Consider the following 24,727-nt stretch of genomic DNA (forward strand, 5'->3'; position numbering starts at 1 on the left):
ACCCGCCGAAAAGAGCTCCGTCGAGCGGTCGCCGACTACTCGGGCTGTCCGCCGTCGCCGACGGCGACGTTCGGCCCGGCACCGGCGGCCGGGTCCACGTCGTCGCCGGTGACGTCGAAGTCGCGGACGAGCGCGCCGAGCCGTTCCGCCTGCTCCGCGAGCGACCCGGCCTCCGTCGTCGCCTCGCTCATCGCGGTCAGCTGCTCGTCGGCGGCCTCGGCGACCGTGTCGGCCTCGTCGGCGGTCGACTGACTGATGTCCGCGACCTCCTCGGCCATCGAGACGGTCTCCTCCGTGCTGGCCGCCTGGTCGTCGGTGGCGCGGCTGATCTCGCGGATCCCCTCGCCGGCCTCCGCGGCGTTGTCCGACACCCGCGCGAACGCGTCCGCGGCGTCATCGACGGCGTCGGCGCCGACGGCGATGTTCTCCTCGGCGCTCCGGACCGCCTCGACGGTCCCCTCGGTCTGCGACTGCGTGGCGCCGATCAGCTCCTCGATCTCCGTGGCGGCGTCTTGGGTCTCCTCGGCGAGCTGTTTCACCTCGTCGGCGACGACCGCGAAGCCGTCGCTCCCGCCGCCGCTCCCGCCCGCGCGGGCCGCCTCGATGTTCGCGTTCAGGGCGAGCAGGTTCGTCTGCTCGGCGATGTCGCCGATGAGGTCGACGATCTCCCCGATGTCCTCCATCCGCTCGTCGAGCTCCTGGACGGTCCCCGCCGCGGAGTCGAGCGCCTCGCGGGACTCCTCGACGCGCTCGATAGCGGCCTCGGCCGTCTCCTCGCCGTCGTCGGCGATGTCGGCGGTCTGCTCCGCGACCTCGACGACCGTCTGGGTCGAGGAGGCGACCTCCTCGATCGTCGCCGAGAGGTCGTTCATCTCGTCGGACACCTGCCGGAGCATCTCGCGCTGCTCGTCCGCCCCCTCGGCGATCTCCGTGACAGACTGGCTGACGGCCTCGCTCCGGTCGGCCGCGGTCTCGACGCCGTCGACCGTGTTCGCGCTCGCGGTCGACACCTCCTGGGCGAACGACCTGACCTCTCCCATCGCCTCGTCGAAGTCGTCCATCATGCCGTTGAACGCCTCACCGATCTGGGCCATCGCCTCGCTCTCGCTTGCCGCGTCGAGTCGGACGGTCAGGTCGCCGTCGGCCGCTCTGTCCATCGCAGCGCTGTAGTCGTCCGCCTTCGTCTCCAGGTGGCTGTTCAGCCGCTCGACCTCCTCGCGGCGCTGTTCGACCTCGGCCTTCGCCGCCTCGACGTCCTGGATCTCCGACTGCTTCTGCTCCGCCAGTTCGAGCTGCTCGCGCGCCGCCTCGCGCGACTTCTCGATCGAGTACCAGTTGACCATCAGCGCGCCGGCGAGCGCGAGGACGAAGATAGCGTGAATGCCGCCCCAGACGATCGGGTTCTCGATCGCCGCGGTGTGGTTGTAGACGAGGCTCGAATCGATGAGGCTGAACGCGCCGTGGCCGATCGCCACGTACGCGACGCCGACGGCGAACGGGAGCCAGTCCTCGTACAGCGCGAGCACCCCGATGAACACGAAGAAGCTGAAGTGCGCCTCGATGTATCCGCCCGACAGCTTCACCAGCGCCATCGAGACGGTCATGAGGCTGAACGCCGTGAGCACCGTCCGCTGGCGGCGTCCGAGCCCCGACCAGCTCGCCAACGCGGCCGTCGCGAGGATGACGGCGACGAACCCGCCGAGCATCCACAGCGGCGTCGCCGGAATCTGCGCGCCGGTGACCGACTCCGTTCCGCTGTAGAGCCCGAGCCCGATCAACAGCGGAAGCTGGATCACGGTGGCGATCAGGATGTTCCGGTGGCGCGGCGCCCACATCTCTTCCGGCATCGAGGTGCCGTCAGGGATGTACCGGATCACCTCTCGTAGGCCCCCCGTCAGCCCGTCCGACCCCCCTGAATCTACTCCGGTCGCAGTCTCTGCCATACCCGTGGGTTGTCGTATGTTTTAAAAATACATCGCCTCCAACTATTATCCCTGATACCGTCGTTTACCACGCGCAGCGCCGCTAATAAACTGCTGCCGTTCGCTCACGATCTCCCGAAAACGGCCCGTTTTGCTGGTATATCGGCGTAGTCCGAACCGGTTCGGTCGGTCGGTGGTCCCGGTTGACCCCCCGATTCAGCTCGCCGGATCGAGTCGTCGCCGGGCCGCGACGGTGCCGTCGACCGCGCGGCCGACGACTTTTATATCCGTCCGGACCGCCGTACGGTCGTGACGCTCGATCCGATCCACGTCGAGAACATCGCCCGGCTCGCGTACGGCATCGGCGGCGACGTGGACGCGACGGACCACGACGACCTCGCCGAGCGCGTGTGGCGCGAGTGGCTCCCCGAACTGCGCCGGGACGGCCGGGTCGTGATCGAGGCGCTCGGCGACCACGAGCGCCGCCGGGCCGCCATCGACGACGTGGCGCTCGCCGAGCGCCCGTTCGGGACGGTCCACGGCCTCGACTCGGGGACGATCAACCCGACGACGTTTAAAAACGGCCTCGTCGTCGACGTCGCGCACGCGGCGATGGCGAGCTCGCCGACGGACCTCGACCTCCACCGCGACCGCACGATCGTCGCCACCGTCCACGCCGGCGACTCGACCGCCGGCTTCGACAGCGAGTGGACCCGCCGCGACGAGGGCCACACCAAACAGCGCGTCCTCCACGTCCCGCGGGTGAACCGCTACGCGGAGCGGGTCGTCCACGCGCTCGCCTTGTACCTCGCCGAGGGGACCCACGCGCTCGACCGCGCCGACGCGGTCGACGAGCTGCTCGTCCTCGACGGCCCGATCTATCCGAAGGAACTCTTCACCTGGGCCGACCGCGACCCCGAGCTCGGCGCGCTCGCCCGCGAGGCGAAGCCCCGCGCGGTGATCGAGAAGTACGTCCGCCTCGTCGAGCGGTTCGTCGAGCGCGACGTGCCGCTGGCCGGCTTCGTCAAGAACCCCGCGAGCGGGGCCGCGGTCCGAGCCCTCTCGCGCGCCGGCGTCGAGTCGCCGTGGCCCGACGACACGGCGCTTTTCACTCGGCTGCTGGAGCGTCGGGAACAGGGTGACGGCGCCGAACCCGTCGGAACGGACGGTGACGACCCCGCCGCCGACCGCGGCGCCCGCCTCGACGACGACCTCACGTTCACCACCTGGTTCCGCAGCCGCGGCGGCGCGGACGCGCCGATGGCCGCCGACGGCGACGCGCTCGGCGTCGAGCGCGAGCTCGACCCGGAGCTGTACGAGCCGACGTTCATGGTCGTCTACGACCCCCGGACCGACGTGACCTACAAGCTGGAGGCGCCGTACGCCTTCACCCGCGACGAGGACACCCGCGAGCGGCTCACCCGACAGGTGGTCGCCGAGGTGGCGGCGACGCGCGGGCCGCCGGAGCCGGTCGCGAAGGCGGACGAGCTGGCGCGGATCTCGGCCACCGAGAAGGCCGCGCTCCGCCGGAAGTTCGAGGAGCGGCTCGGCAGCGACCAGCAGGCGACGTACGACGACCTGCGGTGGGGGAAGGAGACGTTCTGAGACGCGGTCGATTACTCATAAATAGCCGACTGCGGATCGAGGACTAACGCTGCCGAAGCCCCAGCCGCGAGTCCCACCCAGCCGCAACCGCGCCTCACGCCTCCCCAGCCGCAACCGCGCCTCACGCCTCCCCAGCCTCGCGGCTCCCTCCGCTTCGCTCCGGTCGCCGNCCCTCGCGCGTGCTCCTCGCGGCCTCCGCTTCGCTCCGGCCGCTCGCAGGCACGCGCCACCGCAGGGGTTCGAGTGAGAGTGAATAGCGGTCCAGAACAGTCGCGTCAGCCTTCAGAGCGCCTGCGAGAGCAGCACCGCGTACGTGATCGCGTTGTAGATGCCGTGGACCAGCCCCGGCACGATCACGTTGTCCGTCCACTCGTAGAGCGCGCCGAGGACCGAGCCGAGGACGACGACGACGCCGACGTACGCCCACTGTTCGACCATCGTTCCGGAGACGGAGGGCAGGTGGATCAGCCCGAACGCGAGGCTCGCGATGAGCACCGCGGGGACGGCGTCGAACGCGCGCCGGACGCCGCCCTGGACGACGCCGCGGAACAGCAGCTCCTCGACCGGTCCGACCACCGCGAGCGACACCGCGATCATCGCGAGGTAGTAGACCACGGGGTCGCCCGCGGGGACGACGGCCTGGTTCTGCCCGGTGGAGAACCCGAGCTGGCCGAGCGCGAACAGCGCGCCGTACTGGAACGCGAAGAGGACGATACCGCCGCCGACGATGATCGCGGCCTCGCGGCCGTCCGGCCGGGAGACGTGGGCGATCTCCCACTCGTCGGTGACCGCGAGGTAGCCGACGGCCGCGAGAGCGAACCCGCCGAACTGGAGCAGCGTCCGGAGCAGCTGCTGGCCGGTCGACCCCTCCGACACCAGCCCGAGGGAGGTCGCGAGATTCGCTCCCGGCGCGGTGATCGCGCTCGCGACGAGCAGCGCGAACACGATCGCGAACAGCGCGCTCGCGACGCGGAACACTCGGTCGCCGACCGCGGCCGCGAGAGGGTCGTCGCTCATTGCCGGAGACACGGCTCGCGGGGCTTTAGACGCACCGGATGCGGATCGCTGCCGTCGACTCCGACCCGGCGGTCCGGGGTCAGTCGATCCGCAGTTCGCGCTTCTGTTCGACCGCCTCCGCTTCCGCGAAGTCGCCGCCACCGAGCAGCCCGCGGGCCGCTTTCTTCCCCCACTCGACCGCGGGCTGCGTGAACGTCGAGACGCTCGCGAGCTCGCCGTAGAGCACGCAGGCGGCCTCCATCCCGAAGAGGAGCTCGCCGAGCGCGCGCTCGTCGACGCGGTCGATCTCGACGCGCACGTTTGGGACCCCGGCGGCCGCGAGGCTCGCCTCGGTCGCCTCGAACTCGGCGTCGAGGAGCCCGCCGAGCGACGACCCGCCGAGGTACGCAAGGCCGTCGAGGTCGGTCTTCGGGATCCCCACCTCTGCGCGCTCGGTCGGCCGGATCAGCGAGACGAGCTTGTCCGGCGGGCCGGCGCGGTATAACTGGAGCTGGGAGTGCTGGTCGGTCGCGCCGAGCGCGCGCGCCGGCGTCTGCCCGAGCCCGTCCTTCCCGAGGCTCTCGGCCCACAGCTGCGCGAACCACTCCGCGAACGTCTCCAGCGACTCCGCGTACGGCATCACGGCGTTGGTGCGGGCGCCGCGCTGCGCGAGCGCGTACGTCGCCGCGCCGTAGGCGTAGGCGGGCGAGTCGTACAGCGACCCCGCGAGCGACTCCATCCCGTCGCGGCCGCCCGCGAGGACGGCCTCGACGTCGTGGCCCTGGAGCGCGGCGACCGCGAGGCCGACGGTCGACAGCGCGGAGAAGCGCCCGGGGACCCCGTCCGGGACCGGGAGCGAGGGCAGGTCGTGGCGGTCGGCCAGCCGGCGGAGGTTCCCTTCCTCGCCCGTGGTGACGAGCGTGCGCTCGGTCCAGTCGACGCCCGCGTCGGCCATCGCCTCGCGGACGACGAGGAAGTTCGCGAGCGTCTCCGCGGTCGTCCCCGACTTCGAGACGACGTTGACGACGGTGTCGCCCAGCGGGAGGTCGGCGAGCAGCGCCCGCGCGTCGTCGGGGTCGACGTTGTCGAGGACGTACGCGTCCACGTCGCTTTCGAGGGCGTTCGACAGCGTCGCCGCGCCGAGCGCGCTCCCGCCGATGCCGACCGTCAGCACCGCCTCGGGGCGGTCGAACCCGTCGACCGCGGCGTAGATCGCGTCCGGGTCTGCGGTCTCTGGAAGGGTCAGGGCGGCGTAGCCGAACTCGTCGTCGGCCATCCCGCCCGCGATCCGCTCGTGCGCGGCCGCGACGCGGTCGTCGAGTCTGTCCAGCGTTGCCGTCGTGAGCCCGGGGGTCGTCTCCAAGGCGTTGCCGAGGTCCACGCGCATACCTCACTCACCGGGCGAGAGCGACTTAAAAACCGCCGGCCGGGCCGAGCGCCGCCCCGCGCGGGGACGCGGCGACCGGGCCGTCAGTCGGCCGCTGCGACCGGTCCTTCGTCTTCGAGCGCCGGGCGACCGATCAGCCGGTCGACGGAGAGCGGGCCGGCGCCGAGCGCGAAGACGGCCGACGCGAGGCCGAACAGCGCCACGTGAGCGAGGACCGGGTCGTCCGGGAGGCCGAACAGCGTCGTCGTGAACAGCACGAACGAGAGCGCGGCCGCGCCGCGGGTGAAGAAGCCCGCGATGAGCGCGAGGCCCACGGCGACCTCGGTCACGGCCGCGCCGACGACCCACAGCCCCGGATCGACCGGGACCACGGCGGTGAGGTCGTACTTCTCGACGACCCGTAGCGCGCTCGCCGGGTCGGCGAGCTTCTGGATCAGCCCGAGGTAGACGAACGAGACGCCCATCCCGACCCGGAGCACGGTCGGCACGTAGCGTCGCAGCGGGCCGGTCGACTCGTCCAAGAACGACTTCAGGTGGTGGACCGGGTCGATCCGGCCGTAGTACGACCCCGGCGTGCTCGCGACCGCGAGCAGCATGTCGTCGGCGCTCGGCCGACCGCCGCCGAGGATCAGCAGCGCGAGGAACACCGGGACGTACTCCACCGCGAGGACGACGAGCGGGTCGACGGCGACGAGCACCCACGCGTACGTCAGCAGGCCGGCCGCGGCGGTGATCCGCGTCGCGAGCCCGAAGAGGGTGAAGAAGCCGAGCCCGATGAAGAAGACGCGGAGCAGCGGGCTCGTCGCCGGCTCGAACGAGAGCGTCGGCGCGAACAGGTAACCCTGGAAGCCGGCGCCCACGAGCGGGAGTCCGACGGCCAGCCGCAGCATCCACGGGACGAGGTCGCCGTAGCCGGCGAGCTTCTCGCGGAGGACGACGACGTCGACGACGGTCGGGCGTACCCAGAGGTACGCGGCAATTCCGACGGCCGCGAGGAGCCCGGACCCCGCGAACAGCGCCGCGTTGAACGGGTCCGACAGCACCTCCGCGGTGAACGCCACCGCGTCGAGCGGATCGCCCGAGTCCTCGGTGACGTAGTCGACGTGGGCCGTGACCGGTCGCGCGACGAGCGTCGCGAACAGGGCGAACGCGGCGACGGCGACCGATCGGGTACGAACGGACATACACCCCGTACGGGCCGAACGCACCTAACGGTATTTCTTCATGAACGTTCGAATTCACCGCTGAAACGGTAGTTTCGCGAATTCGAACGTCGATGATACCCCGACGACGGCACCGAACGCCGATCGCCTACGGCGCCCGAGCGACGACGCCGAACGTCTCCGTCCGGGTGGCGGCCGAGACGACCTCGAGGCCCGCGGCCTCCAGCGCCGCGACGGCGTCTGCGGCGGCGAACCGCTCGTCGACCGGCGGCCCCTGCTCGCCGTCGCCGTCGCCGGCCCAGTCGAACGTCACGACGACGCCGCCCGACCGCACGACCCGGGCGATCTCCGCGAGCGCGGCGTCGCTCGCGAACTCGTGGTACGTCATCGTGGAGACGACGCCGTCGAGCTCGCCGTCGGCGAACGGGAGGTCGGCGACGTCGCTCGCGACGAGCTCGACGCCGTCGGGGACTCCCTTCTCGCGGTACCGGTCGTGCATCTCGGGCTGGACGTCGACGCCGTAGACGGTCTCGACGCGCGCGGCCACGTCGTCGGTGTAGAAGCCGGTGCCGCTGCCGAGGTCGGCGACGACCTCGGCGTCGGCCTCGACCAGCGGCCCGACCAGCTCCTCCGCGGACACCCAGCGATAGCGGCCGGGGCGCTCTAACCGCTCCGCCTGATCGGCGTCGAACGTGTGGAATCCCATGGGCGGTCTTGTGCGCCAAGTGCTAAAACGCGTCCGGTCGAGCGGCGCGCGGTCGCGTCCGACTCGGAACCGAGCGACCCCGCCCGCGGCTCACCACTCCCGTTCCAGCGCGCCGAGGAGTCGGTCGACCTCTGCCTCGGTCGAGATCGCGTGGACCGACGCGCGGATCCCGTTCGGATGCGGCAGCGACCGGACGACGATGTCGTCGTCGGCCAGCCGCTCGACGGTCGCCTCCGGGTCGTCGACGTCGATCGTGACGAGCCCGGACTCGTACGCCCGCGGGCTGAGGAGTCGGTCGTCGGGAACGCCCGCCTTCAGCCGGTCGGTGAGCGACTCGATCCGCGACTCGATCACGTCGAGGCCGACGGCGTCGATCGCGTCGAGCGCCTCGACGAGGCCGACGTGGGCCGCGGCCGTCGTCGTCCCGATCTCGAAGCGCCCCGCCGCGGGCTTGAACTCGATCTCGTCGCCGGTCGGGTCCTCGACGCCCCGGTAGCCGACGGCGTGGGGTTCGAGGTCGGCCGCGGCGTCGCGGTCGACGTAGAGGAAGCCGGCGCCCCACGGGCCGAGCGTCCACTTGTGGCCGGCGGCCGCGACCGCGTCGGCGCCCCACTCGTGGACGTCCATCGGGACCTGACCGGGCGACTGGACCGCGTCGACGAGGGTGAACGCGCCCGCGTCGTTCGCGACCTCGACGAGGTCGGCGACGGGGAGGCGGGTGCCGTGGGTCCACGTGATCGCGCTGAAGCAGACGAGGCGGGCGTCCGCGACCGCCTCGGCGTACTCGTCGCGGTCGACGCGGCCGTCCTCCGTCTCCAACACGCGCACCTCGACGCCCTCGCGTTCGAGGCGCTTCCACGGGAGGACGCCGGCCGGGTGTTCGAGGTCGGTCCGGACGACGACGTCGCCCGGTTCCCAGTCGATCGCCCCGGCGACGCGGTTGATCCCGTCGGTCGTGCTCTCGGTGAGCGCGATCTCCGCCGGGTCGGCGCCGACGAACTCGGCGATCCGCTCGCGCACCCGGTCGTACGTCTCGAACGCGTGTCCGTACGGGTCGGTCGTCGCGGAGCCGTACTCGTGGTCCGCGACGAACGACCCGGCCGCCTCGACGACGTACTCGGGGCTCGGTCCGTGCGCGCCGAAGTTGAAGTACGCCGCGTCGCCGAGGGCCGGGACGTCCGCGCGAAGCTCTCTGGGGGTCATACGGTCGTCGTCGAGTTGGATCGTTCTCATGGTGTCGGTTTCGGCGGCGCCGCGGCGGGTCTCGCTCGGATCAGGCGTCGGCCTGGCGGACCGCGTCCGCCAGCGCCTCCTCGGTCTGCGCGCCGACCATCCGATTGACCAGTTCGCCGTCCGCGAACACGAGCAGCGTCGGGATGCCCTGAACGCCGTACTCGCCGGCCAGCGCCTGGTGGACGTCGACGTCGACCTTCAGCACCGCGGCATCGGTGTCTTCCGCGACCGCCTCGACGGCGGGCTCCATCATCTGGCACGGGCCGCACCAGTCGGCGTAGAAGTCAACGAGGACGACGCCGTCGGCGACGTGCTCGTCGAACGCGTCGGCGTCGGTCAGCTGGATCGGCTCTCCGGGTGCGGCTTCTGTCGAACTCATACCAAGCCGTACGCGCCTCGTGGTAATAATGGTTTTGGATAGTTTCCACAATACTACGATGGCGCAGATGCGCGGTTCCCGTCCGGCTCCGTCGCGATGCGGACCGATGCGGTCGCTATCGGCGTTCGAAAATCGGTACGGTCGGACGAGCGGTCGCCCGACCGGGGTCGTATCGGAGTGGAGAGAAACCGCGAGAGGTCGGTCGACAGCGACGCAGTGCGGGTAGCTCGATTACTGAATGTGGCCTTCGCGGCGGAGCTGGTCGGCGTCCTCGTCCTCGTACCGCCACTCGACGTTCGCCTTCTCGTCCTGCCAGTCCCACGGTTCGGCGAGGACCACGTCGCCCTCGCTGATCCACGTTCGGTACTTCATGCGGCCGGGGATCCGGCCGAGCCGCTCCTCGCCGTCGGCGCAGCGCAGCTGAACGTGGTTGCCGCCGAGGTGCTCGGTCACCACGGCGAACACTTCGTCGTCGTTGGGCATGCGGAGGTTCTTCCGCCCGGATTCTTCGCTCATACCACCAGTAGTGCGTTCGCCCGTATAAGTGATTGGAGACGCGTGTGTACCCCCGTCATGCGATCTGCTCGCACGACAGCCGAGCCGTGGACGCCGCCGCCTACTCCGCGTCGGTGACCGGGGCCGAGCGGTCGCCGTGACCGCTCGGCTGGTCTTCGCCGGCCCCGCTCTCCCCGAACGCGGCGTCGACCTGCGCGAACGTCTCCGCCTCCGTGCCGGAGTTGTCGACGAGGACGTGGTCGGTCGCCACCTCGTCGAACAGCTCCTTGAAGTGGAGGTGGATATCGAAGTCGGCGTCGCTGATCCCGTCGCGGCGCTCGATCCGGCGCTCGACGACGGCCTCGTCGCAGGCGACCTCGACGAGGTCGAACTCGGCGGCGGCCGCGGCGGCCGTCTCGCGGGCGTCCGCGCGGAACCGCGCGTCCGCGAACGTCGCGTCGAGGACGACGGCGTCGCCGGCGTCGACGTCGTCGCGGGCGCGCGAGAGGAGTTCGGCGTAGACGGCCTCGGTCTCCGCGTCGGTGTACTCGGGGTCGTCGAACAGCTCCTTGCGAATCACGTCGGTCCGGCGGATCCGCCCGTCGACGTGGGCCGCGACCCGCTCGGCGACGGTCGTCTTCCCGACGCCGGGCAGGCCGCAGACGACGACCAGCCGTCCGGTTGAGGGGCCGTCGTCGTCGGCGATCGTGGCGGAGGCGGTCGACGCGTCCGGAGCGAGAGAGTCGGCCGCGTCACGCTTCGAAGTCGTCGATTCGGTCCGGTCCGGTGTTCGGCCGCCTCCGTCGCTCATCTACGCGTATCCTCCGGGGTGAAGTAAAAGAAACTTCGCATCACGCTGCGGCGCCGTTCGAGCGGTTCGACGGGAATCTCCTCCCCGTACGAGAGGTCGTCTGTGTCCCCCGCATCCGTAGTAGCGTGTAACCACCCGCGGAGGATCAACCACCCCGTTACCCGACCGTGTGGGGGTGTACTGGTTCCACGGTCGAACGGTCGGGGGGGCTAACCCGGCAATAATAACAAATTTTAAATATTATTAATTAATCATTAGGTATGGTGTAACACACCATGGCCAACCCCCAACACACCGTCGTATTGGAGGGATTAGAACCGGACGGACGATCCGATTACACCATCGACGCGACCGGACAGATCGACATGGTTGACGGGATGTTGGACGGCGTGAACGTCAGTCGGGACAGTGACGCGCCGGTGACAGGTAGCACCACTGAAGGGACCGTCTGGGCCGGTGCCGACGGCTACCGAGTCCACGGGGCGATCAAGTCCATCGACATCGAGAACCCGAGCCACGTCCAACTTCGCGTGAACAAAATGTCGGCGCCCGTACCCCCCGTTGGTGAGGAGTGCCAGGTGACGATCCGCATGGAGAGCGTTGACTTCATCAGCGGCCAGGGGGCGGGCGAGGGAGCACTCGAATTAACCATCGAAAGCGACGTACACGGAGAGCAGTCGGCCACCGAGTCGGTTCGGCTTCCCACGGGCAGCTCACGGAACATCGCGCAGTCGATCGAGTCGTTCCAGGTTCCCGTGGGCCGCTCGCTCACGAAGCAGCTCACGACGAAAGTGACCGAGCGTGAAGTCCCGTCGGACTGGTTTACCGGAAACGACGACTACGGCGAGTCGACGACGGACGTCGTCCTCCAGTGTGGCGAGCCCAAGACCGTCAGCCAAGAGGTGACGATCAGCTCGGATCAGGGCAATCCCGGCAAGGTGCGGGTCAACTACACGATCGGTGACCTCTCGCGGTAACGATCGCCCGGGTCCGCTCAGACGCATGCGCCGGATGAACGCCCCATCCGGTCCCCGGGGAACTTCTTTCGATCGAGCGTCCGAGCCACGCGAATGACTTCGCGGCGGTGATCGGCGATCGGCAGTCGATCGAGGACGACCGCCGTCCCGACCGCTGGGGCCGATTCGGACTGCGGTCGCCTCGCTCGCTCCGTTCCCCGCTTCGAGTCCGTGGCACCGTGCTGTCGAAAGAAACCGGACGCTACCGGTCGCGGCTGCGGTGTCGAGAAAAGTGGGTTGGGGCAGATTTGAACTGCCGGCCTCCTCCATGTCAAGGAGGTGTCATAACCGGACTAGACTACCAACCCGCAGGGGCTTACTGACGCATCTCGTCGTATCCGGGGGACGTAATTGAACCTTTCGTTTCGGGGATCCGGACGGGGCGAGTCACCACCCGCCGATCGGGCGACGGCGGGTCCCCGGAGCCGCCGGCACGAGCGGTTTTCGACCGTTTTTACCCGCTCGCCGACAGTCCGTCAGTATGGTCGACCTTGCCGCCCGAACGGAGAGGCTCGACGCGTACCTCGACGAGCGCGGGCTCGAAGCCGTCTGGTTCGCGCGGCCGAACGGGTTCGCGTGGCTCACCGGCGGCGACAACGTCGTCGACGGAGACGCGCCGACGGGCGTCGCCGCCGCCGGCTACGACGGCGAACTCCGCGTGATAACCGACAACGTCGAGGCGGACCGGCTCGCCGACGAGGAGCTCCCGGACGCGTTCGCGGTCGAGTCGTTCCCGTGGTACGCCGGCTCGCTCGCCGAGGCCGTCGCCGAGCGCTCGCCCGCCCCCGCCGCCGCCGACTTCGACGTCCCCGGCTTCGCGGCCGTCGACGGCAGCCGGCTCAGACAGCCGCTCACCGACGACGACGTCGAGCGGTACCGCGATCTCGGCCGCGAGGTCGCGGCCGCCGTGGAGACCGTCTGCCGGAACCTCGAACCCGAAGACCCCGAGTACGAGGTCGCCGCCGGCATCGACATCTCGCTCGCCTCTCGCGACGTGGACACGCCGGTCGTCCTCGTCGGGGGAGCTGACCGGGCGCGGGCGTTCCGGCACTACACGCCGAGCGACGCCTCCCTCGGCGACTACGCGCTCGTGTCGGTCACGGGCGAGCGCGCGGGGCTGTACGCCTCGATGACGCGCACCGTCGCGTTCGACGCCCCCGACTGGTTCGAGGAGCGCCACCGCGCCGCGGCGCGCGTCGAGGCGACCGCGGTCCGCGCCACCGAGGCGGCCGCGGCCGGAACCCTCTCACGAGACGGCGGTGCCGATGACGCCGCCGATCCCGGCGACGCCGCCCCCGACACCGCCGGCGACGTCTTCGAAGCCATTCGAGCGGCGTACGACGCCGTCGGCTTCGCCGACGAGTGGGAGAACCACCACCAGGGCGGCGCCGCCGGATTTGCCGGCCGGGAGTGGTTCGCGACCCCGAACGGCGACGAACCGGTCCGGCGGCCGATGGGCTACGCGTGGAATCCAACGGTTCAAGGGACGAAAAGCGAGGACACGCACCTCGTGGCGTCCGACCTGACCGAGCGGCTCACGAAGACCGGTCGGTGGCCGACTCACGAGGTCGAGCCGGTCGACGTCGCGGGGATCGACACGGAGCCCGTCGAGTTGGCGGCGCCGGTGGTCCGGTAACGGGGGCGATACCGCCGGCGCCGCGCGGACTCCCGCGCGAACGCGGCGTCAGTACACGTACTCGCTCTCGTCGATGCCGACGTAGTCCTTCTTCACCCGGCGCTTGTTCCACTTGTAGCCGAGCAGTAGCTTCAGCGACTCCCAGCCGGAGCGGTACGGCTGCGAGAGCAGGCTGTCGCCGGTCTCGGCGGCGAGCATCGCGTCGGCCGCGCCGATAACCCGGTTCCAGTCGTCCGGCCCGTACTCGGCGACCATGTCGGCCATCGTCACGTTGCGGACGACCTCGTCGCCGATCGCCTCCTTCCAGCGACGGTTGTAGGAAGCCAGGTCTCCCTCGGCGGCGAGTTCGCCGGCGATCGCGCCGGTGCGGACCGCGACGTGGTCGCCGCCCTCGTGGAACGCCGAGGTCGTCCCCATCGCGCCGCCCGCGACCGCGACCCCGGCGTCCACCGGCGAGTCGATCGGCCGGGTCGACGAGATCGGATACGTCTCGGTCCCGTTCCGCTTCCCGGCGTCCTCGACGAGCGGGAAGTCCTCTTCGATGTCGTACTCGTCGCCGTACTGCCACTCCAGGAGGCGACGGATGTACTCGCCGCCCTGCGGGATCGACTCGTCGTCCGCGTCGAGCAGCGCGTACTCCGAGGCGTCGACCTCGTCGATGTCGAGGCCGATCGGCATCGTCAGTCCGACCCGGCAGACGCGGTCCGCGTTCGGGAAGATCCACGGGTACGCGGTCTCGCCGGGCATCACGCCCCACCAGAAGACGATGGCGTCGTCGACTTCTTCGAACACTTCCTCGGGGACGCGCCGGTACTCCTGGTAGGCGATGTGGTTCGCGGTGCGGGAGGCCAGCCGCTCGGAGGCCTGCGCGTCCGCGGGCAGGTACTCGTCGAGGACGCGGTTTGTCACGGTGCGCTGCGGGCCGTCGGCGAGGACGACGAAGTCGGCGCCGACGGTCCCCCCGTCGGCGAGTTCGAGCGTATGCCGCGGGTCGGCGTCGTCCGGAGTCACCGAGAGATCGGTGTCGACGCCGCGGACGGAGGTCCCGACCCGGTACTCGGCGCCCGCGTCCTCGGCGCGGTCGCGGAGCCAGTCGTCGAAGCGCGCGCGCTGGAAGGTGTACCCGAACTTGTCGTACGAGGAGTCGATGCCGGTGGCGGTGAGCGTGGCGGACTCGTCGGGCCCGCGGAACTCGGCGCGGTTCAGCTCCCGCTGGACGACCCCGTCGTCGAACTCGTCGGGGTGGATCCCCATGATGTCCACCCAGTAGTCGAGGATGCCGGCCGCGTCGGTCGAGTCCGGACCGAGGCGGCCGCGGTCGGCTCGGGGGACCCCCTTCTCGATGACCAGGGCGTCGGCGCCGCCGGTCGCGGCCGCGTGCGCCGCGGACGATCCGGCCGGCCCGCCGCCCACGATCGCGACGTCTACGCGTTCCATACCCCGTGAGGTTGCCGTCCGGCTATTAAATTCACGGTCCCCGATAGGGATCGGTCTCGGCCGTCGCTCCGGGGGGACCCTCGACAATTTCGACGCGGTCCTCGGCGCCAAGGCGGCCTCGCCACGGCGGTGCCCGATTGATCACGTTCGATGATTACTGGAGCGAGCGGCGGAGAGACACGCTTTTACACGGTTGGGGATCTCTCTTCGACACCAATGGCACGCGAGACATGGGCGACGCGGATGGGGTTCATCCTCGCCGCGGTCGGCAGCGCGGTCGGCCTCGGGAACGTCTGGCGGTTCCCGTTCATCACCGGCCAGTACGGCGGATCGTCGTTTCTGATCACCTACCTGGCGTTCGTCGCGCTGATCGGGTTCCCGGCGATCCTCGTCGAGTTCGTCATCGGCCGGCGGACCGACCGGAACCCCGTCGGCGCGCTGCGGGAACTGGGGAGCGGCGTCTGGTCGCGCGCCGGGTGGCTGTTCGTCGTCACCGGCTTCATCATCCTCTCGTACTACAGCGTCGTCGCGGGCTGGTTCCTCCGCTACACGCTCATCGGGATCACGGAAGGGTACACGCTGACCGACCCGGCCGAGGCGGACGCGCTGTACAGGGCCGTCTCGACCGGTCTCGATACGCTCGTCTTCCACGCCCTGTTCATGCTGCTCGTCGTCGGCATCATCGCCGCCGGCGTCCGGCGCGGGATCGAACTGAGCGTGAAGGTGATGGTCCCCGCCATCCTCGTGATGCTCCTCGGCTTGGCCGCGTACGGCTTCACGCTCGACGGCGCGAGCGCGGCGTACGCCTACTACCTCTCGCCGGACTTCGGGACGATCGCCGCGAACTGGACGGAGATCCTCCCCGCTGCGGCCGGACAGGCGTTCTTCACGCTCTCGCTCGGAATGGGCGTGATGATCACCTACGCCTCCTACCTCGGCGAGGACCGGAACCTCGCGGCGGACGCCGGGATCATCGCGACGCTCGACACGCTCGTCGCCGTCCTCGTCGGCTTCGTCGTCTTCCCGGTTCTCTTCTCGGTCGGGATCGAGCCCGGAGCCGGCGGTCCCGGGGCGATCTTCGTGAGCCTCACCGCCGCGTTCGCGGGGATCCCCGGCGGTCGCGTCCTCGGGATCGTCTTCTTCGGCATGGTCGGGATCGCCGCGCTCTCCTCGGCGATCAGCATCCTCGAAGTGCTCGTCTCCTACCTGATCGACGAGGTCGGCGTCGCCCGGGTGCCGGCGTCCGCTGCGCTCGGAGCTGCCGTCTTCCTGCTCGGCGTCCCGGTCACGATCGACTCGATCTTCCTCGGCCTGTACGACGGCCTCGCCGACGGCATCCTGCTCGTGCTCGGCTCGCTGCTGCTCGCCCTGTTCGTCGGCTGGGTCGTGCCGGACGTCGGCCGCGAGGAACTCAGGAAGGGGATCGGGGACGTCGGCGGCCTCGACGCCGCGTGGATCTGGGCGGTCCGGCTGCCGATACTGATTGTCGTGATCGTCTCGCTCGGCCTCGGCATCGCCGACTACGTCGGCTTCCTCACCGGCGACTTCGCCAGTTGGCTGGCCGCGCGATAGCCCCTGGCCGCCGTACTGATTTTCCGTTTCCGGCTCAGACGTGTTCCTCGCGCGGCTGGACCACGACGAAGCCGTCGGCGCCGTCGAAGCGCATCTGGTAGCGCTCGCCGGACTCCTGGCCGATCATGTCCGAGAGGCTGCGGTTGACCTCCACGTCGGGCGAGGTGCCGCCCCACGCGACCGTCGCGCTCGGGTCGGTCGCCACCGGCGGTTCGAGGACGATCGGGTCGCCGTGGGTGGTGAGGGCGACGTAGCCCGGCCCTTCGAGGTAGACGTTGCTGAAGCCGCCGGCGAGCGCGCCGGCGAGGCTGTCGATCGTGTTGATCTCGTAGGAGAGCGACTCCTCGAACGCCAGCACGTCCTCGCCGTTGACCGTGATCGACTCGCCGGCGCCGAGCTCGATCACCTGGACCTTCTTGCCGTCGTCCGCGAAGTAGACGTGCCCGTCGCCCTCGACGGCCATGATCGGCGTCCCCTCGCCGGTGGCGGCCTCCTTGAGGAAGCCGGTGATTCCGCCCTCCGCGGAGGCCTTGCCCGTGAACGAGACGTCGCCCGTGTACGCGACCATCGAGCCCGCCTTCGCCATCACGGTGCCGGCGACCTCGACGTCGAGGGTGTAGCTGTTCTCGCGCTGGAACGGTTCCGCGCTGTCGGTCGGTGCGTTCTCGGCGGTGAACTGATCGAGATTCATGGTGCGGGGACCGAACCGTTCGGTTCGGCTGTGCGGAGATACCCCCCAATCGCTTAAGAATCTACGGGAGAGATCGGAACGTTCGACACCGTCGCTCACGGTCAGTACACGACCAGCGAGAGGTACAGCTGTCCGATCCCCGCGACGATCATCACGGCGCCCGCGATCCGCTTCAGCAGTCCGGCGTGGTTCATCGCCCGGTTCGCGTTGCTGACGAGGCCGACGCCCGTCGCGACGGTGGTCGCGGCCATCAGGACCGCGACGGTGCCGGCGTAGACGGCGACGACGAGGAACGCCGCCTCGGACGGGAGCGCGATCGCGCGGGCGACGACGCCGAGGAACACCGGCGCGACGCAGCCCGCTCCGGCCAGCGCGTACCCCGCGCCGAAGACCCCGAAGCCGAGCACGCTCGAGCGGCGCTCGGGGAGGGGGACCGATATCGACGGCATCCGGCCCGAGACCACGAGCAGCCCGAAGGCGATCAACAGCCCGCCGACGAGCGTCTCGAACACCGTGATGTTCGACAGCGTCGAGTAGCCGATCCGGACGGTGGCGCCCGCGAGCAGCGCGAACGTCGCCAGCACGCCGACCGCGGCCGCGACGCCGCGGGCTCCCGCCCCGAGGACCGACGCTGAGTCGGCGTCGACGGAGTTTACGTAGAAGCCGACGTACCCCGGGAGAAGCGGGTACGCGCACGGCGAGAAGAACGTCGCCACGCCGGCGGTGACCGCGAACGGGACGTTCGTCGCGAGGGAGATATCGGTCATCGATCGACGCGCCGTTTCATCGGTCGGTCGACTTCTCGCCGCATCAGTCCAGCGCCCGCTCGATCCCGTCGACGAACTCCTCGGTCGTGTGGGTGCCGGAGGTCGCCCAGCGGACGCGCCTGGAGGCGTCGACGGCGCGGGCGCTCGGGTAGCTACCGACGTTGAGCCGCGCCGCGAGCTCGGCCGAGACGTCGGCCGCGACGAGCCAGTCTCCGTCGTGTTCACGCCACCAATCCACCACCTTGTCCTCGCTGATCCTCTCGCCGACGGGCTCCGTCGTCACGGAGACGAACAGCACCTCGTCGCCGATCCGGTCGTGTGCCGCCGCGAGGTCGGGCATCTGTTCGGCGCAGGGGGGACACCACGTCCCGAAGAAGTCGACGAACGTCGGCCGGTCGGGCGCCGGAAGCGTCACCTCGCCGTCGCGACTGCCTGGTGCCTCGATGGTGTCGAGCGTCACCGGCTCGATCGGCTCTGGAGCGTCGCCGTCGGTCTCGCGGCCGCCGAGCGCGTCCGGCACTCCGCCGGTCGCGACGGCGCCCGCGCCGCCGAGGACGCCGACGCTCGCGAGCCCGGCCAGCAGGTGCCGTCGCCTCACGCGGTGACCACCCGTCGGAAGTCGTCGACGATCCGTTCCACGTCGGTGGCCGGCCCGCGCGGGTACGCGCGCTCGACGATCCCCCGCTTGTTGACGAGGAGGATGAGCCCGTAGTGCGGGAACGTGTACTCCAGGCTCTCGTAGTCGTTGTCGAACGCCTTCTGGATCTTGAGCCCGAACTCCTCGTCGAACAGCTCTTTGCCGCGCTCGTACGTCTCCGGACGGAGGAAGTGCCAGTTGCCGGCGTCGAGGTCGACGCCCCGCTGGTCAGCGTACTCCCGGAGGGCCTCGGCCGTGTCGCGCTCGGGGTCGAACGTGGTGGGGAGGAAGGCCGCCTCGTCCTCGAACCCCTCCTCGGCGGCGACCTCCTGCGCGCGCCGCAGACGGAGGATGAGGGCCGGACAGACGCCGTCGGGGCAGTTGGTGTAGAACATCGTCCACAGGAACGCGCGCTCGCCCTCGAACTGCGCCGTCGATATCTCCTCGCCCGAGATCGGGTCGGGGACGGTGAAATCGGGCATCTCGTCGCCTTGGATCGGGTGAACCGGGTCTCCCCGGGTCTGCTCGGGCGGACCCAGGATCGTTCCCTCGGGACCGGACTCGCCGAGGACGCCGGCGCAGCCTGCCGTAGCGGTCGCGCCGGCGGCGGCGCCGGTGGCGGCGAGCGAGCGGAGGAAGTGGCGGCGGTCCATTGTCGTTGGTCGACTTACGTGGTCGCTCGTAAATGAACCCCGCGGCTGGTTGCGCGCGCTGAACACGACCGGGAGCGTCGGAACGTCGGCCGAAGCGCCCCGAAACGAGTCGGTATTCGGCATTTCTCGGATAGACGAACGTCCGGTACCCCCGTGGTACCGTGCCCCTCGCAAGGGTTATCCCCGAACGGGCTGTACGTTTATTCGCAATGGCAAACGGTAAGGTTGATTTCTTCAACGACACTGGCGGCTACGGTTTCATCTCGACTGACGACGGCGACCTCGACGACGACGAAGACGTGTTCTTCCACATGGAAGACGTCGGCGGCCCGGACCTCGAGGAGGGTCAGGAAGTGGAATTCGACATCGAATCGTCCCCCAAGGGACCCCGCGCGACGAACCTCGTCCGCAACTAACCCCCACGTAGCGGACGACGCGTCCGCACGCACTACCGGATTTCGGCTGTCGCTCGACGCGATCGACGCCTATCTCCGTTTCTCTCACACTTATTACACCCCGACGAGCGACGGCGCTCGCCCGGACGGGTACCGCGATCGACCGTTTAAATACGAGCGCGAGCGAATCGCTCGGTAGTGAGCGATCCGATCCCGACCGGCTGTCGCCCGGTCGACGAGCTGTTGGGCGGCGGCTTCGAGCGCGGCGTCGTCACGCAGGTGTACGGGCCGCCGGCGGCGGGGAAGACGAACCTCGCGCTCGCCGCCGCGGTCGAGGTCGCGGGCGGCGGCGACCGCGCCCTCTACATCGACACCGAGGGGCTCTCCATCGACCGCTTCGAACAGATGGCCGAGGGGCGGCTCGAACGGGGCGACGGCGACGACTCCCTCGAGGAGCTCGCCTCGCGGCTCGTCATCTCGGAGGCGTACGACTTCGACGACCAGCGCGAGGCGGTCCGCGACGCGGAGGAGCTCGCCGAGGAGGTCGAGCTGATCGTGTTGGACTCCGCGACGGGCTTCTACCGGCTGGAGCGCGCCGGCGACACCGAGGGCGGCGAGTCGCTCCGCAAGGTCGCCAAGCAGGTGACGCACCTCCTCTCCCTGGCGCGGCGCCACGACGTCGCCGTGGTGATCACGAACCAGGTGTTCACGGACCCCGAGGGCGACCGCGACCGCGCGCTCGGCGGGAACACGCTGAACCACTGGACGGGCGCGATCCTCCGCGTCGACCGGTTCCGCGGCGGGAACCGCCGAGCGACCCTCGAAAAGCACCGGTCGAAGCCCGCCGGCGACACCGCGACGTTCCGGATCGTCGGTGACGGGCTCGCCGAGGGGACCGACGCCTGAGCGTCGCTGGCGACGAGTCGAAGCGTACGGCGGAGAAGACGGAGACGGCGACCGAAATCCTCGCAGCGACCGATCGAGGTCCGTCGACGGTATCGGCGAGCAGGTCGGCGGCGTGAGGGGCCCGCTCGCCGGTCCGGGCGCTTACCGCCTCAGAGCTCGCCGAGCTTGCGGAGGAGCTGGCCGCGGTACTCCTCGTCGGCGTTGACGCCCTTGATCTCAAGGACGTTCCGCTCGAGCTTGTCGAGCGCGACGTGGAAGGCGTGTTCGGCGCCGTACCCCTCGCCGGAGCCGCCGACCTGGCCCTCGTTGGTGCGGAGGCGGATCTGACACTGGATCAGGGGCGTGCCGCGGAGCTTCTCCTTGTGGGCGTGGAGCCGGACGTGCGCGTGGATGACGTGCATGTCCGCGTACTTGTCCGCGACCTGCTCGATGGACTCGACGATGTGTTCGCGGGAGGTCCCCTCCAACAGGTCGACGTTGGTGATCTGGACGTCCATCGAGTCCTGCTCGGTGAACGTGAGCGCGCGCAGCACGTCGGTCTTCGTCACCATCCCGGCGACGGTGTCCGCGCCCTCGGGCGTGACGACCAGCCCGGAGACGTCGTTGTCGAACATGCGCTGGACGACCGCCTGGGCCGTCTCGTCGTGCGCCGCCGTGACGACCGGGCTCGACATGATGTCGTAGACGGGGATGTCGAGCATGCGGTCGATGTCGCCGGCGCGGTCGCCGCTGCCCTGACGCTCCTGGTCGCGGACGACGAACTCCACGATGTCGTTCGTGGTGACGACGCCGACGAGGCCGCCCTCGTCGTCCAAGACCGGGAGCCGGGAGACGCCGTTCTCGCGGAGGCGGTTGATCGCGCGGCCGACGCTCTCCGTCTCGCCGATACCGATCACGTCCTCGGTCGCGATCTGGCCGACGGTGATCGCGTCGAGGCTGTCGAGGACGGCCTCGAGGATCTGGTCGACCGTGACGATGCCGAAGAGCTTCTCGCCCTCGTAGACGGGCGCGATCTTCACGTCACCTTCGACGAGGAGCCGGGCGGTCTCGCGGACGTCCTCGTGGCGGTCGACCGAGGGCGCCGGCTTCATCACCGCCGACACCTTCGTGTCGTCCTCCATGCGCGAGCGCATGAGCTGCTTCTCGCCGACGACGCCGGCGTACTCGCCGTCCTCGACGACGACGATCCCCTTCGGGTTCTCTCGCTCGAAGATAGAACGGACCTTGGCGAGCCGCTCGTCGACGTCGACCTCGACGTATTCCGGGACCGCGATATCAGAGATGTTCATAGTCCAATCTGAGGGTTCGACGGGCCGGGTATTGAAAGTGCGGGAGTCGTCGCGCCCGCCGGCGGCCGTCGTCCGACCGTCGAAATCCCCCTGAAGGTATTTGGGCGCCGCGGACGAATTCGGGACGTGAAACTCTCGACCGCGCTGGCCGCCGTCGGCGTCGCGCTGATCGTGATCCCGCTGCCGGTGCCGATCCCCTTCGTCGGCGTGATCGTCGGCACGCTCGCGCTGCTCGCCGGGCTCTTCCTCCGGCTGTTCGGCGTGTGAGGCCGCCGCTCGCCCCCGGATCGCAGCCCTCCCGGGGCGTGAGGCGCCGCGCTCCCGACGTGTGAAACCTTTTTGCCCGTTACCCACCCACAGCGATGCGTGTACGACGCCGTCGTCCTCGACAACGACGGGGTGTTGGTCGGGCGGACGCCGTTCGACACGCTCCGCGAGGCCGCCTGGGACGCGTTCGTGAGCCTCGGCGTCGAGGACCCGGACCTCGCGCACGTCGACGACGTCGCCGTCGGCGTCGACCCAGCGACACTGACCGACATCTGCGAGCGCTACGGGGTCGACCCGGCGGAGTTCTGGCGGGTCAGAGACGAGACGGCGGCCGCGGCGCAGATCGACGCCGCCCGGAAGGGGCGGAAGACGCCGTACGACGACATCGACGCGCTCCGGGCGCTGGACGCCTCACTCGGCGTCGTCTCCTCGAACCAGCAGGCGACCGTCGACGCCCTCCTCGACCACTTCGGGCTGGCGGGCCGCTTCGAGGTCGCGTACGGCCGCGAGCCCTCGGTGGCGAGTCTCTCGCGCAAGAAGCCTTCGCCGTACTACATCGAGCGCGCCCTCGAGGACCTCGGCGCCGAGACGGCGCTGTTCGTCGGCGACAACGAGTCGGACGTTCGCGCCGCCGACAACGCCGGCATCGACTCCGCGTTCCTCCGGCGCCCCCACCGACGGTCGACGGAGCTCTCCTGTCACCCGACCTACGAGATCGACGACCTCCACGACCTCGTGAGCATCTGCGGGCGGGCGCCGACCGATGCGGACGGAGAGGTCTGAGGTCGGCGGCCGAATCCGCGCCACCCGCCCCGACCAAAACGGGCATGTGGCCCGTCGCCGAAACGCGACCATGCCCTCGCCCTCCGCGACCCCGGCCACCGACCCAGACGCGCCGAACGTGCGGTCCGTCGTCGGCCGCTACCGCCGCGCCGAGCGCGCCGCCAGCTGGACTCTCGCGCTGATCGCCGTCGGCGCGTTCCTCGCGGCGGTCGCGGCGCTGTCGTTCTGGCCCGGCGCGGCCGTCGGCGCCGTCCTCCTCGTCGCGCTCCGGGTGCCCCTGTTCCGACGGCGCGGCTCGACCCGCCTCCGGACGGACGCGACGCCCGAGGCCGTCGTCCGCGAGTTCGCGACGGCGACGCCGCCGATCCTCGCGTTCCAGTGGGTCGTCGCCGACGAGGTTCGGCGCGACGGCGCGGCCGACCCGACCGATTCCGTCGGCGAGGACGCGTCCGGGGCGGGCGCGACCTACGAGTTCTCGTACCTCTTCGGACTCAAAACGGTCGAACTCGACCTCGCCGTGGACGTCGCCGAGGGGGACCCGCTCGCCGGTGACAGCGGGACCGACGAGTCCGAGAGCGCGTCAGACCGGCCACCGGTCGCGACCGTCGACATCGAGGGGACCGCCGGCGGGGAGCCGTGGGGGTCCTACGCGGTCGCGGTGCGCGAGGCGCCGGACGGCGGGAGCGTCGTCGACGTCGAGCTGCGGCCGACGCGTCGGTTCGGCCTCCGTCGGCTCCCGCAGGGGTGGGCCGCGGAGCGGTACTACGCCGAGGCGCTGGCAGCGCAGGGGTACGAGACCGTCGAGCGGACGGTCTCCGTGACGCGGTGACTCACGCGACGAGCTCCGTCTCGGGCGCGTCGACGACCCCTCGACGGATCCGGATCTCGGCGGGGGCGACGCGGACCCGCCCGCCGACCGTCGCGAACGACCACGTGCCGGGTCGGCTCATCTGGACCCCGCCGGATCGCGATCGCCCGACGCGGGAGGACACCGGGCTGAAGGGTTCACTGCCATGGAGGGATTTCTGTCACACTGCCGCAACCGACTTAAATCCGCTCGCCGGGCGCGTCCGTGGACGGGACGAAGCCGGAGGCTTTTGCCCGACCGCGAGACAGGGTCGATCATGGAACTCCCGCCCGTCGGCCTCGGAACGATGGGGATCGACGACCCGGACGCGGTCGCGACCGCGCTCGCCGTCGGCTACCGCCACCTCGACACCGCGCGGATCTACGACAACGAGGCGGTCGTCGGCGAGGGGCTCGCCGCGGGGCTGGCCGAGGACGCCGGGGCCGCGGCCGAGGACCTCGACCGCGAGGACGTGACCGTCGCGACCAAGCTCTGGATCGACGACCTCGCGGCCGACGCCGTCGCGCCCGCGGCCCGCGAGAGCGCGGACCGGCTCGGGGTCGACGCGCTCGACCTGCTGTACGTCCACCGGCCGCGGGGCGACTACGATCCGGAGACGACCCTGTCGGCGCTGGACCGGCTGGTCGACGACGGCCTCGTACGGAACGTCGGCGTTTCGAACTTCGAGATCGCGGACCTCGACCGGGCGATCGACGTCCTCGGCCGGCCGCCCGCGGCGCACCAGACGGAGCTCCACCCGCTCTGTTATACCCCGGAGCTGCTCGATCACGCCCGCGAACACGGGTATCCGGTGGTCGCGTACTCGCCGCTCGCCGGTGGGCGGGTCCGGGAGGTCGACACCGTCGTGGAGGTCGCGGCCGCACACGGGACGACGCCCGAGGCGGTCGCGATCGCGTGGGCGACCGCGAAGGACCCCGTGACCGCGATCCCGAAGGCGTCAAGCGAGGCGCACCTCCGCGCGAACCTCTCGGCGGCCGAGCTCGAACTGACCGACTCGGAGGTCGCCGCGATCGACGCCGTCGAGCGCGAGGAGGAACTGTTCCCGGAGTAAACGATCCTCATACGTGGATCAAATTCGAGATGAGAAGAGTTCGATGACCACGATCCCGCGTC

Annotated in this window: 25 protein-coding genes and 1 tRNA gene; 10 read left to right on the top strand and 16 right to left on the bottom strand. The window is 70.2% G+C overall.

Annotated elements, in window-relative coordinates; all coding sequences use genetic code 11:
• Window positions 1-35 precede the first annotated feature (35 nt).
• Complete coding sequence (locus tag C470_RS12930) at window positions 36-1,943, bottom strand: methyl-accepting chemotaxis protein (RefSeq protein WP_049902356.1); 1,908 nt, start codon at window positions 1,941-1,943, stop codon at window positions 36-38.
• 288 nt (window positions 1,944-2,231) lie between these two features.
• Here C470_RS12930 and C470_RS12935 point away from each other — a divergent pair, with 288 nt between their 5' ends.
• The gene (locus tag C470_RS12935; RefSeq protein ID WP_008367790.1) at window positions 2,232-3,527 is read left to right on the top strand and encodes a DNA double-strand break repair nuclease NurA; all 1,296 of its coding nucleotides are present in this window, start codon (window positions 2,232-2,234) and stop codon (window positions 3,525-3,527) included.
• Between the two features lie 282 nt (window positions 3,528-3,809).
• Here C470_RS12935 and C470_RS12940 read toward each other — a convergent pair whose 3' ends face one another.
• From C470_RS12940 to C470_RS12975, 8 genes are all read right to left on the bottom strand, one after another.
• A complete protein-coding gene (locus C470_RS12940; protein ID WP_008367792.1) occupies window positions 3,810-4,544 on the bottom strand; it encodes a CPBP family intramembrane glutamic endopeptidase in 735 nt (244 codons plus the stop codon).
• A gap of 79 nt (window positions 4,545-4,623) precedes the next feature.
• On the bottom strand, window positions 4,624-5,910 hold the full coding sequence (locus C470_RS12945) for a hypothetical protein (protein ID WP_008367794.1): 1,287 nt from the start codon (window positions 5,908-5,910) through the stop codon (window positions 4,624-4,626).
• Between the two features lie 83 nt (window positions 5,911-5,993).
• A complete protein-coding gene (locus tag C470_RS12950; RefSeq protein ID WP_008367796.1) occupies window positions 5,994-7,094 on the bottom strand; it encodes a DoxX family protein in 1,101 nt (366 codons plus the stop codon).
• Between the two features lie 127 nt (window positions 7,095-7,221).
• Entirely contained in the window at window positions 7,222-7,779 is a 558-nt protein-coding gene (locus tag C470_RS12955) for a class I SAM-dependent methyltransferase (RefSeq protein ID WP_008367797.1), read from the bottom strand.
• Window positions 7,780-7,869: 90 nt separating this feature from the next.
• The gene (locus C470_RS12960; protein ID WP_008367799.1) at window positions 7,870-9,012 is read right to left on the bottom strand and encodes an aminotransferase class V-fold PLP-dependent enzyme; all 1,143 of its coding nucleotides are present in this window, start codon (window positions 9,010-9,012) and stop codon (window positions 7,870-7,872) included.
• Between the two features lie 40 nt (window positions 9,013-9,052).
• Window positions 9,053-9,391 carry a thioredoxin gene (gene trxA, locus C470_RS12965; protein WP_004595342.1) on the bottom strand — a complete coding sequence of 113 codons (339 nt, stop codon included), beginning with the start codon at window positions 9,389-9,391 and terminating at the stop codon, window positions 9,053-9,055.
• A 231-nt stretch (window positions 9,392-9,622) separates the two neighbouring features.
• Window positions 9,623-9,907, bottom strand: coding sequence for a translation initiation factor eIF-1A (locus tag C470_RS12970; RefSeq protein WP_004595341.1), 285 nt, complete (start codon window positions 9,905-9,907; stop codon window positions 9,623-9,625).
• A gap of 100 nt (window positions 9,908-10,007) precedes the next feature.
• Window positions 10,008-10,697 (bottom strand): AAA family ATPase, encoded by a 690-nt coding sequence (locus tag C470_RS12975; RefSeq protein ID WP_008367801.1) that lies wholly within the window; start codon window positions 10,695-10,697, stop codon window positions 10,008-10,010.
• A 275-nt stretch (window positions 10,698-10,972) separates the two neighbouring features.
• Between C470_RS12975 and C470_RS12980 the strand changes: the two genes are divergently transcribed.
• Window positions 10,973-11,674, top strand: coding sequence for a hypothetical protein (locus tag C470_RS12980; protein ID WP_239638587.1), 702 nt, complete (start codon window positions 10,973-10,975; stop codon window positions 11,672-11,674).
• Between the two features lie 272 nt (window positions 11,675-11,946).
• On the opposite strand, the gene C470_RS12985 is transcribed toward C470_RS12980, so the two are convergent.
• A tRNA-Val gene (locus tag C470_RS12985) sits at window positions 11,947-12,021 on the bottom strand.
• A gap of 173 nt (window positions 12,022-12,194) precedes the next feature.
• On the opposite strand from C470_RS12985, the gene C470_RS12990 reads away from it, so the two are divergent.
• Window positions 12,195-13,349: a M24 family metallopeptidase gene (locus tag C470_RS12990; RefSeq protein WP_008367803.1), complete on the top strand. Its 1,155-nt coding sequence runs from the start codon at window positions 12,195-12,197 to the stop codon at window positions 13,347-13,349.
• A 48-nt stretch (window positions 13,350-13,397) separates the two neighbouring features.
• On the opposite strand, the gene C470_RS12995 is transcribed toward C470_RS12990, so the two are convergent.
• A complete protein-coding gene (locus C470_RS12995; RefSeq protein ID WP_008367804.1) occupies window positions 13,398-14,786 on the bottom strand; it encodes an NAD(P)/FAD-dependent oxidoreductase in 1,389 nt (462 codons plus the stop codon).
• A gap of 216 nt (window positions 14,787-15,002) precedes the next feature.
• Between C470_RS12995 and C470_RS13000 the strand changes: the two genes are divergently transcribed.
• The gene (locus C470_RS13000; protein ID WP_049908300.1) at window positions 15,003-16,358 is read left to right on the top strand and encodes a sodium-dependent transporter; all 1,356 of its coding nucleotides are present in this window, start codon (window positions 15,003-15,005) and stop codon (window positions 16,356-16,358) included.
• A gap of 34 nt (window positions 16,359-16,392) precedes the next feature.
• Here the strand turns inward: C470_RS13000 and C470_RS13005 are convergent, their stop codons facing one another.
• The 4 genes from C470_RS13005 to C470_RS13020 all read right to left on the bottom strand — a co-directional run bounded on the left by C470_RS13005 (window position 16,393) and on the right by C470_RS13020 (window position 19,106).
• A complete protein-coding gene (locus tag C470_RS13005) occupies window positions 16,393-17,049 on the bottom strand; it encodes an AIM24 family protein (protein WP_007345108.1) in 657 nt (218 codons plus the stop codon).
• 101 nt (window positions 17,050-17,150) lie between these two features.
• Window positions 17,151-17,816 (bottom strand): cytochrome c biogenesis protein CcdA, encoded by a 666-nt coding sequence (locus C470_RS13010; RefSeq protein WP_008367807.1) that lies wholly within the window; start codon window positions 17,814-17,816, stop codon window positions 17,151-17,153.
• Between the two features lie 43 nt (window positions 17,817-17,859).
• Window positions 17,860-18,414: a TlpA family protein disulfide reductase gene (locus tag C470_RS13015; RefSeq protein WP_008367808.1), complete on the bottom strand. Its 555-nt coding sequence runs from the start codon at window positions 18,412-18,414 to the stop codon at window positions 17,860-17,862.
• Window positions 18,411-19,106, bottom strand: coding sequence for an SCO family protein (locus C470_RS13020; RefSeq protein ID WP_008367809.1), 696 nt, complete (start codon window positions 19,104-19,106; stop codon window positions 18,411-18,413). The genes C470_RS13015 and C470_RS13020 overlap by 4 nt, the downstream gene beginning before the upstream one ends.
• A gap of 209 nt (window positions 19,107-19,315) precedes the next feature.
• Between C470_RS13020 and C470_RS13025 the strand changes: the two genes are divergently transcribed.
• Together C470_RS13025 and radB are read left to right on the top strand one after the other, a co-directional pair.
• Window positions 19,316-19,522: a cold-shock protein gene (locus tag C470_RS13025; protein ID WP_004595330.1), complete on the top strand. Its 207-nt coding sequence runs from the start codon at window positions 19,316-19,318 to the stop codon at window positions 19,520-19,522.
• A 177-nt stretch (window positions 19,523-19,699) separates the two neighbouring features.
• On the top strand, window positions 19,700-20,407 hold the full coding sequence (gene radB, locus C470_RS13030; RefSeq protein WP_004595329.1) for a DNA repair and recombination protein RadB: 708 nt from the start codon (window positions 19,700-19,702) through the stop codon (window positions 20,405-20,407).
• Between the two features lie 149 nt (window positions 20,408-20,556).
• Here radB and C470_RS13035 read toward each other — a convergent pair whose 3' ends face one another.
• Complete coding sequence (locus C470_RS13035; RefSeq protein ID WP_007345104.1) at window positions 20,557-21,696, bottom strand: CBS domain-containing protein; 1,140 nt, start codon at window positions 21,694-21,696, stop codon at window positions 20,557-20,559.
• Between the two features lie 126 nt (window positions 21,697-21,822).
• Here C470_RS13035 and C470_RS16170 point away from each other — a divergent pair, with 126 nt between their 5' ends.
• The 4 genes from C470_RS16170 to C470_RS13050 all read left to right on the top strand — a co-directional run bounded on the left by C470_RS16170 (window position 21,823) and on the right by C470_RS13050 (window position 24,665).
• On the top strand, window positions 21,823-21,963 hold the full coding sequence (locus tag C470_RS16170) for a hypothetical protein (protein WP_159368571.1): 141 nt from the start codon (window positions 21,823-21,825) through the stop codon (window positions 21,961-21,963).
• Window positions 21,964-22,062: 99 nt separating this feature from the next.
• Window positions 22,063-22,746, top strand: a complete 684-nt coding sequence (locus C470_RS13040) for an HAD family hydrolase (protein ID WP_007996904.1) — start codon at window positions 22,063-22,065, stop codon at window positions 22,744-22,746.
• 70 nt (window positions 22,747-22,816) lie between these two features.
• Complete coding sequence (locus C470_RS13045; RefSeq protein ID WP_008367810.1) at window positions 22,817-23,575, top strand: hypothetical protein; 759 nt, start codon at window positions 22,817-22,819, stop codon at window positions 23,573-23,575.
• 295 nt (window positions 23,576-23,870) lie between these two features.
• On the top strand, window positions 23,871-24,665 hold the full coding sequence (locus tag C470_RS13050) for an aldo/keto reductase (RefSeq protein WP_008367811.1): 795 nt from the start codon (window positions 23,871-23,873) through the stop codon (window positions 24,663-24,665).
• Window positions 24,666-24,727 lie beyond the last annotated feature (62 nt).

It is taken from the genome of Halorubrum distributum JCM 13561, assembly GCF_000337395.1.
Lineage (GTDB): Archaea > Halobacteriota > Halobacteria > Halobacteriales > Haloferacaceae > Halorubrum > Halorubrum distributum.

What these genes read in the sequence shown, in the direction of transcription:
- C470_RS12930 (WP_049902356.1), bottom strand. Translation starts at nt 1,943, where the DNA reads ATGGCAGAGACTGCGACCGGAGTAGATTCAGGGGGGTCGGACGGGCTG.
- C470_RS12940 (WP_008367792.1), bottom strand. Translation starts at nt 4,544, where the DNA reads ATGAGCGACGACCCTCTCGCGGCCGCGGTCGGCGACCGAGTGTTCCGC.
- C470_RS12945 (WP_008367794.1), bottom strand. Translation starts at nt 5,910, where the DNA reads ATGCGCGTGGACCTCGGCAACGCCTTGGAGACGACCCCCGGGCTCACG.
- C470_RS12950 (WP_008367796.1), bottom strand. Translation starts at nt 7,094, where the DNA reads ATGTCCGTTCGTACCCGATCGGTCGCCGTCGCCGCGTTCGCCCTGTTC.
- C470_RS12955 (WP_008367797.1), bottom strand. Translation starts at nt 7,779, where the DNA reads ATGGGATTCCACACGTTCGACGCCGATCAGGCGGAGCGGTTAGAGCGC.
- C470_RS12960 (WP_008367799.1), bottom strand. Translation starts at nt 9,012, where the DNA reads ATGAGAACGATCCAACTCGACGACGACCGTATGACCCCCAGAGAGCTT.
- trxA (WP_004595342.1), bottom strand. Translation starts at nt 9,391, where the DNA reads ATGAGTTCGACAGAAGCCGCACCCGGAGAGCCGATCCAGCTGACCGAC.
- C470_RS12970 (WP_004595341.1), bottom strand. Translation starts at nt 9,907, where the DNA reads ATGAGCGAAGAATCCGGGCGGAAGAACCTCCGCATGCCCAACGACGAC.
- C470_RS12975 (WP_008367801.1), bottom strand. Translation starts at nt 10,697, where the DNA reads ATGAGCGACGGAGGCGGCCGAACACCGGACCGGACCGAATCGACGACT.
- C470_RS12980 (WP_239638587.1), top strand. Translation starts at nt 10,973, where the DNA reads ATGGCCAACCCCCAACACACCGTCGTATTGGAGGGATTAGAACCGGAC.
- C470_RS12990 (WP_008367803.1), top strand. Translation starts at nt 12,195, where the DNA reads ATGGTCGACCTTGCCGCCCGAACGGAGAGGCTCGACGCGTACCTCGAC.
- C470_RS12995 (WP_008367804.1), bottom strand. Translation starts at nt 14,786, where the DNA reads ATGGAACGCGTAGACGTCGCGATCGTGGGCGGCGGGCCGGCCGGATCG.
- C470_RS13000 (WP_049908300.1), top strand. Translation starts at nt 15,003, where the DNA reads ATGGCACGCGAGACATGGGCGACGCGGATGGGGTTCATCCTCGCCGCG.
- C470_RS13005 (WP_007345108.1), bottom strand. Translation starts at nt 17,049, where the DNA reads ATGAATCTCGATCAGTTCACCGCCGAGAACGCACCGACCGACAGCGCG.
- C470_RS13010 (WP_008367807.1), bottom strand. Translation starts at nt 17,816, where the DNA reads ATGACCGATATCTCCCTCGCGACGAACGTCCCGTTCGCGGTCACCGCC.
- C470_RS13020 (WP_008367809.1), bottom strand. Translation starts at nt 19,106, where the DNA reads ATGGACCGCCGCCACTTCCTCCGCTCGCTCGCCGCCACCGGCGCCGCC.
- C470_RS13025 (WP_004595330.1), top strand. Translation starts at nt 19,316, where the DNA reads ATGGCAAACGGTAAGGTTGATTTCTTCAACGACACTGGCGGCTACGGT.
- C470_RS13035 (WP_007345104.1), bottom strand. Translation starts at nt 21,696, where the DNA reads ATGAACATCTCTGATATCGCGGTCCCGGAATACGTCGAGGTCGACGTC.
- C470_RS13045 (WP_008367810.1), top strand. Translation starts at nt 22,817, where the DNA reads ATGCCCTCGCCCTCCGCGACCCCGGCCACCGACCCAGACGCGCCGAAC.
- C470_RS13050 (WP_008367811.1), top strand. Translation starts at nt 23,871, where the DNA reads ATGGAACTCCCGCCCGTCGGCCTCGGAACGATGGGGATCGACGACCCG.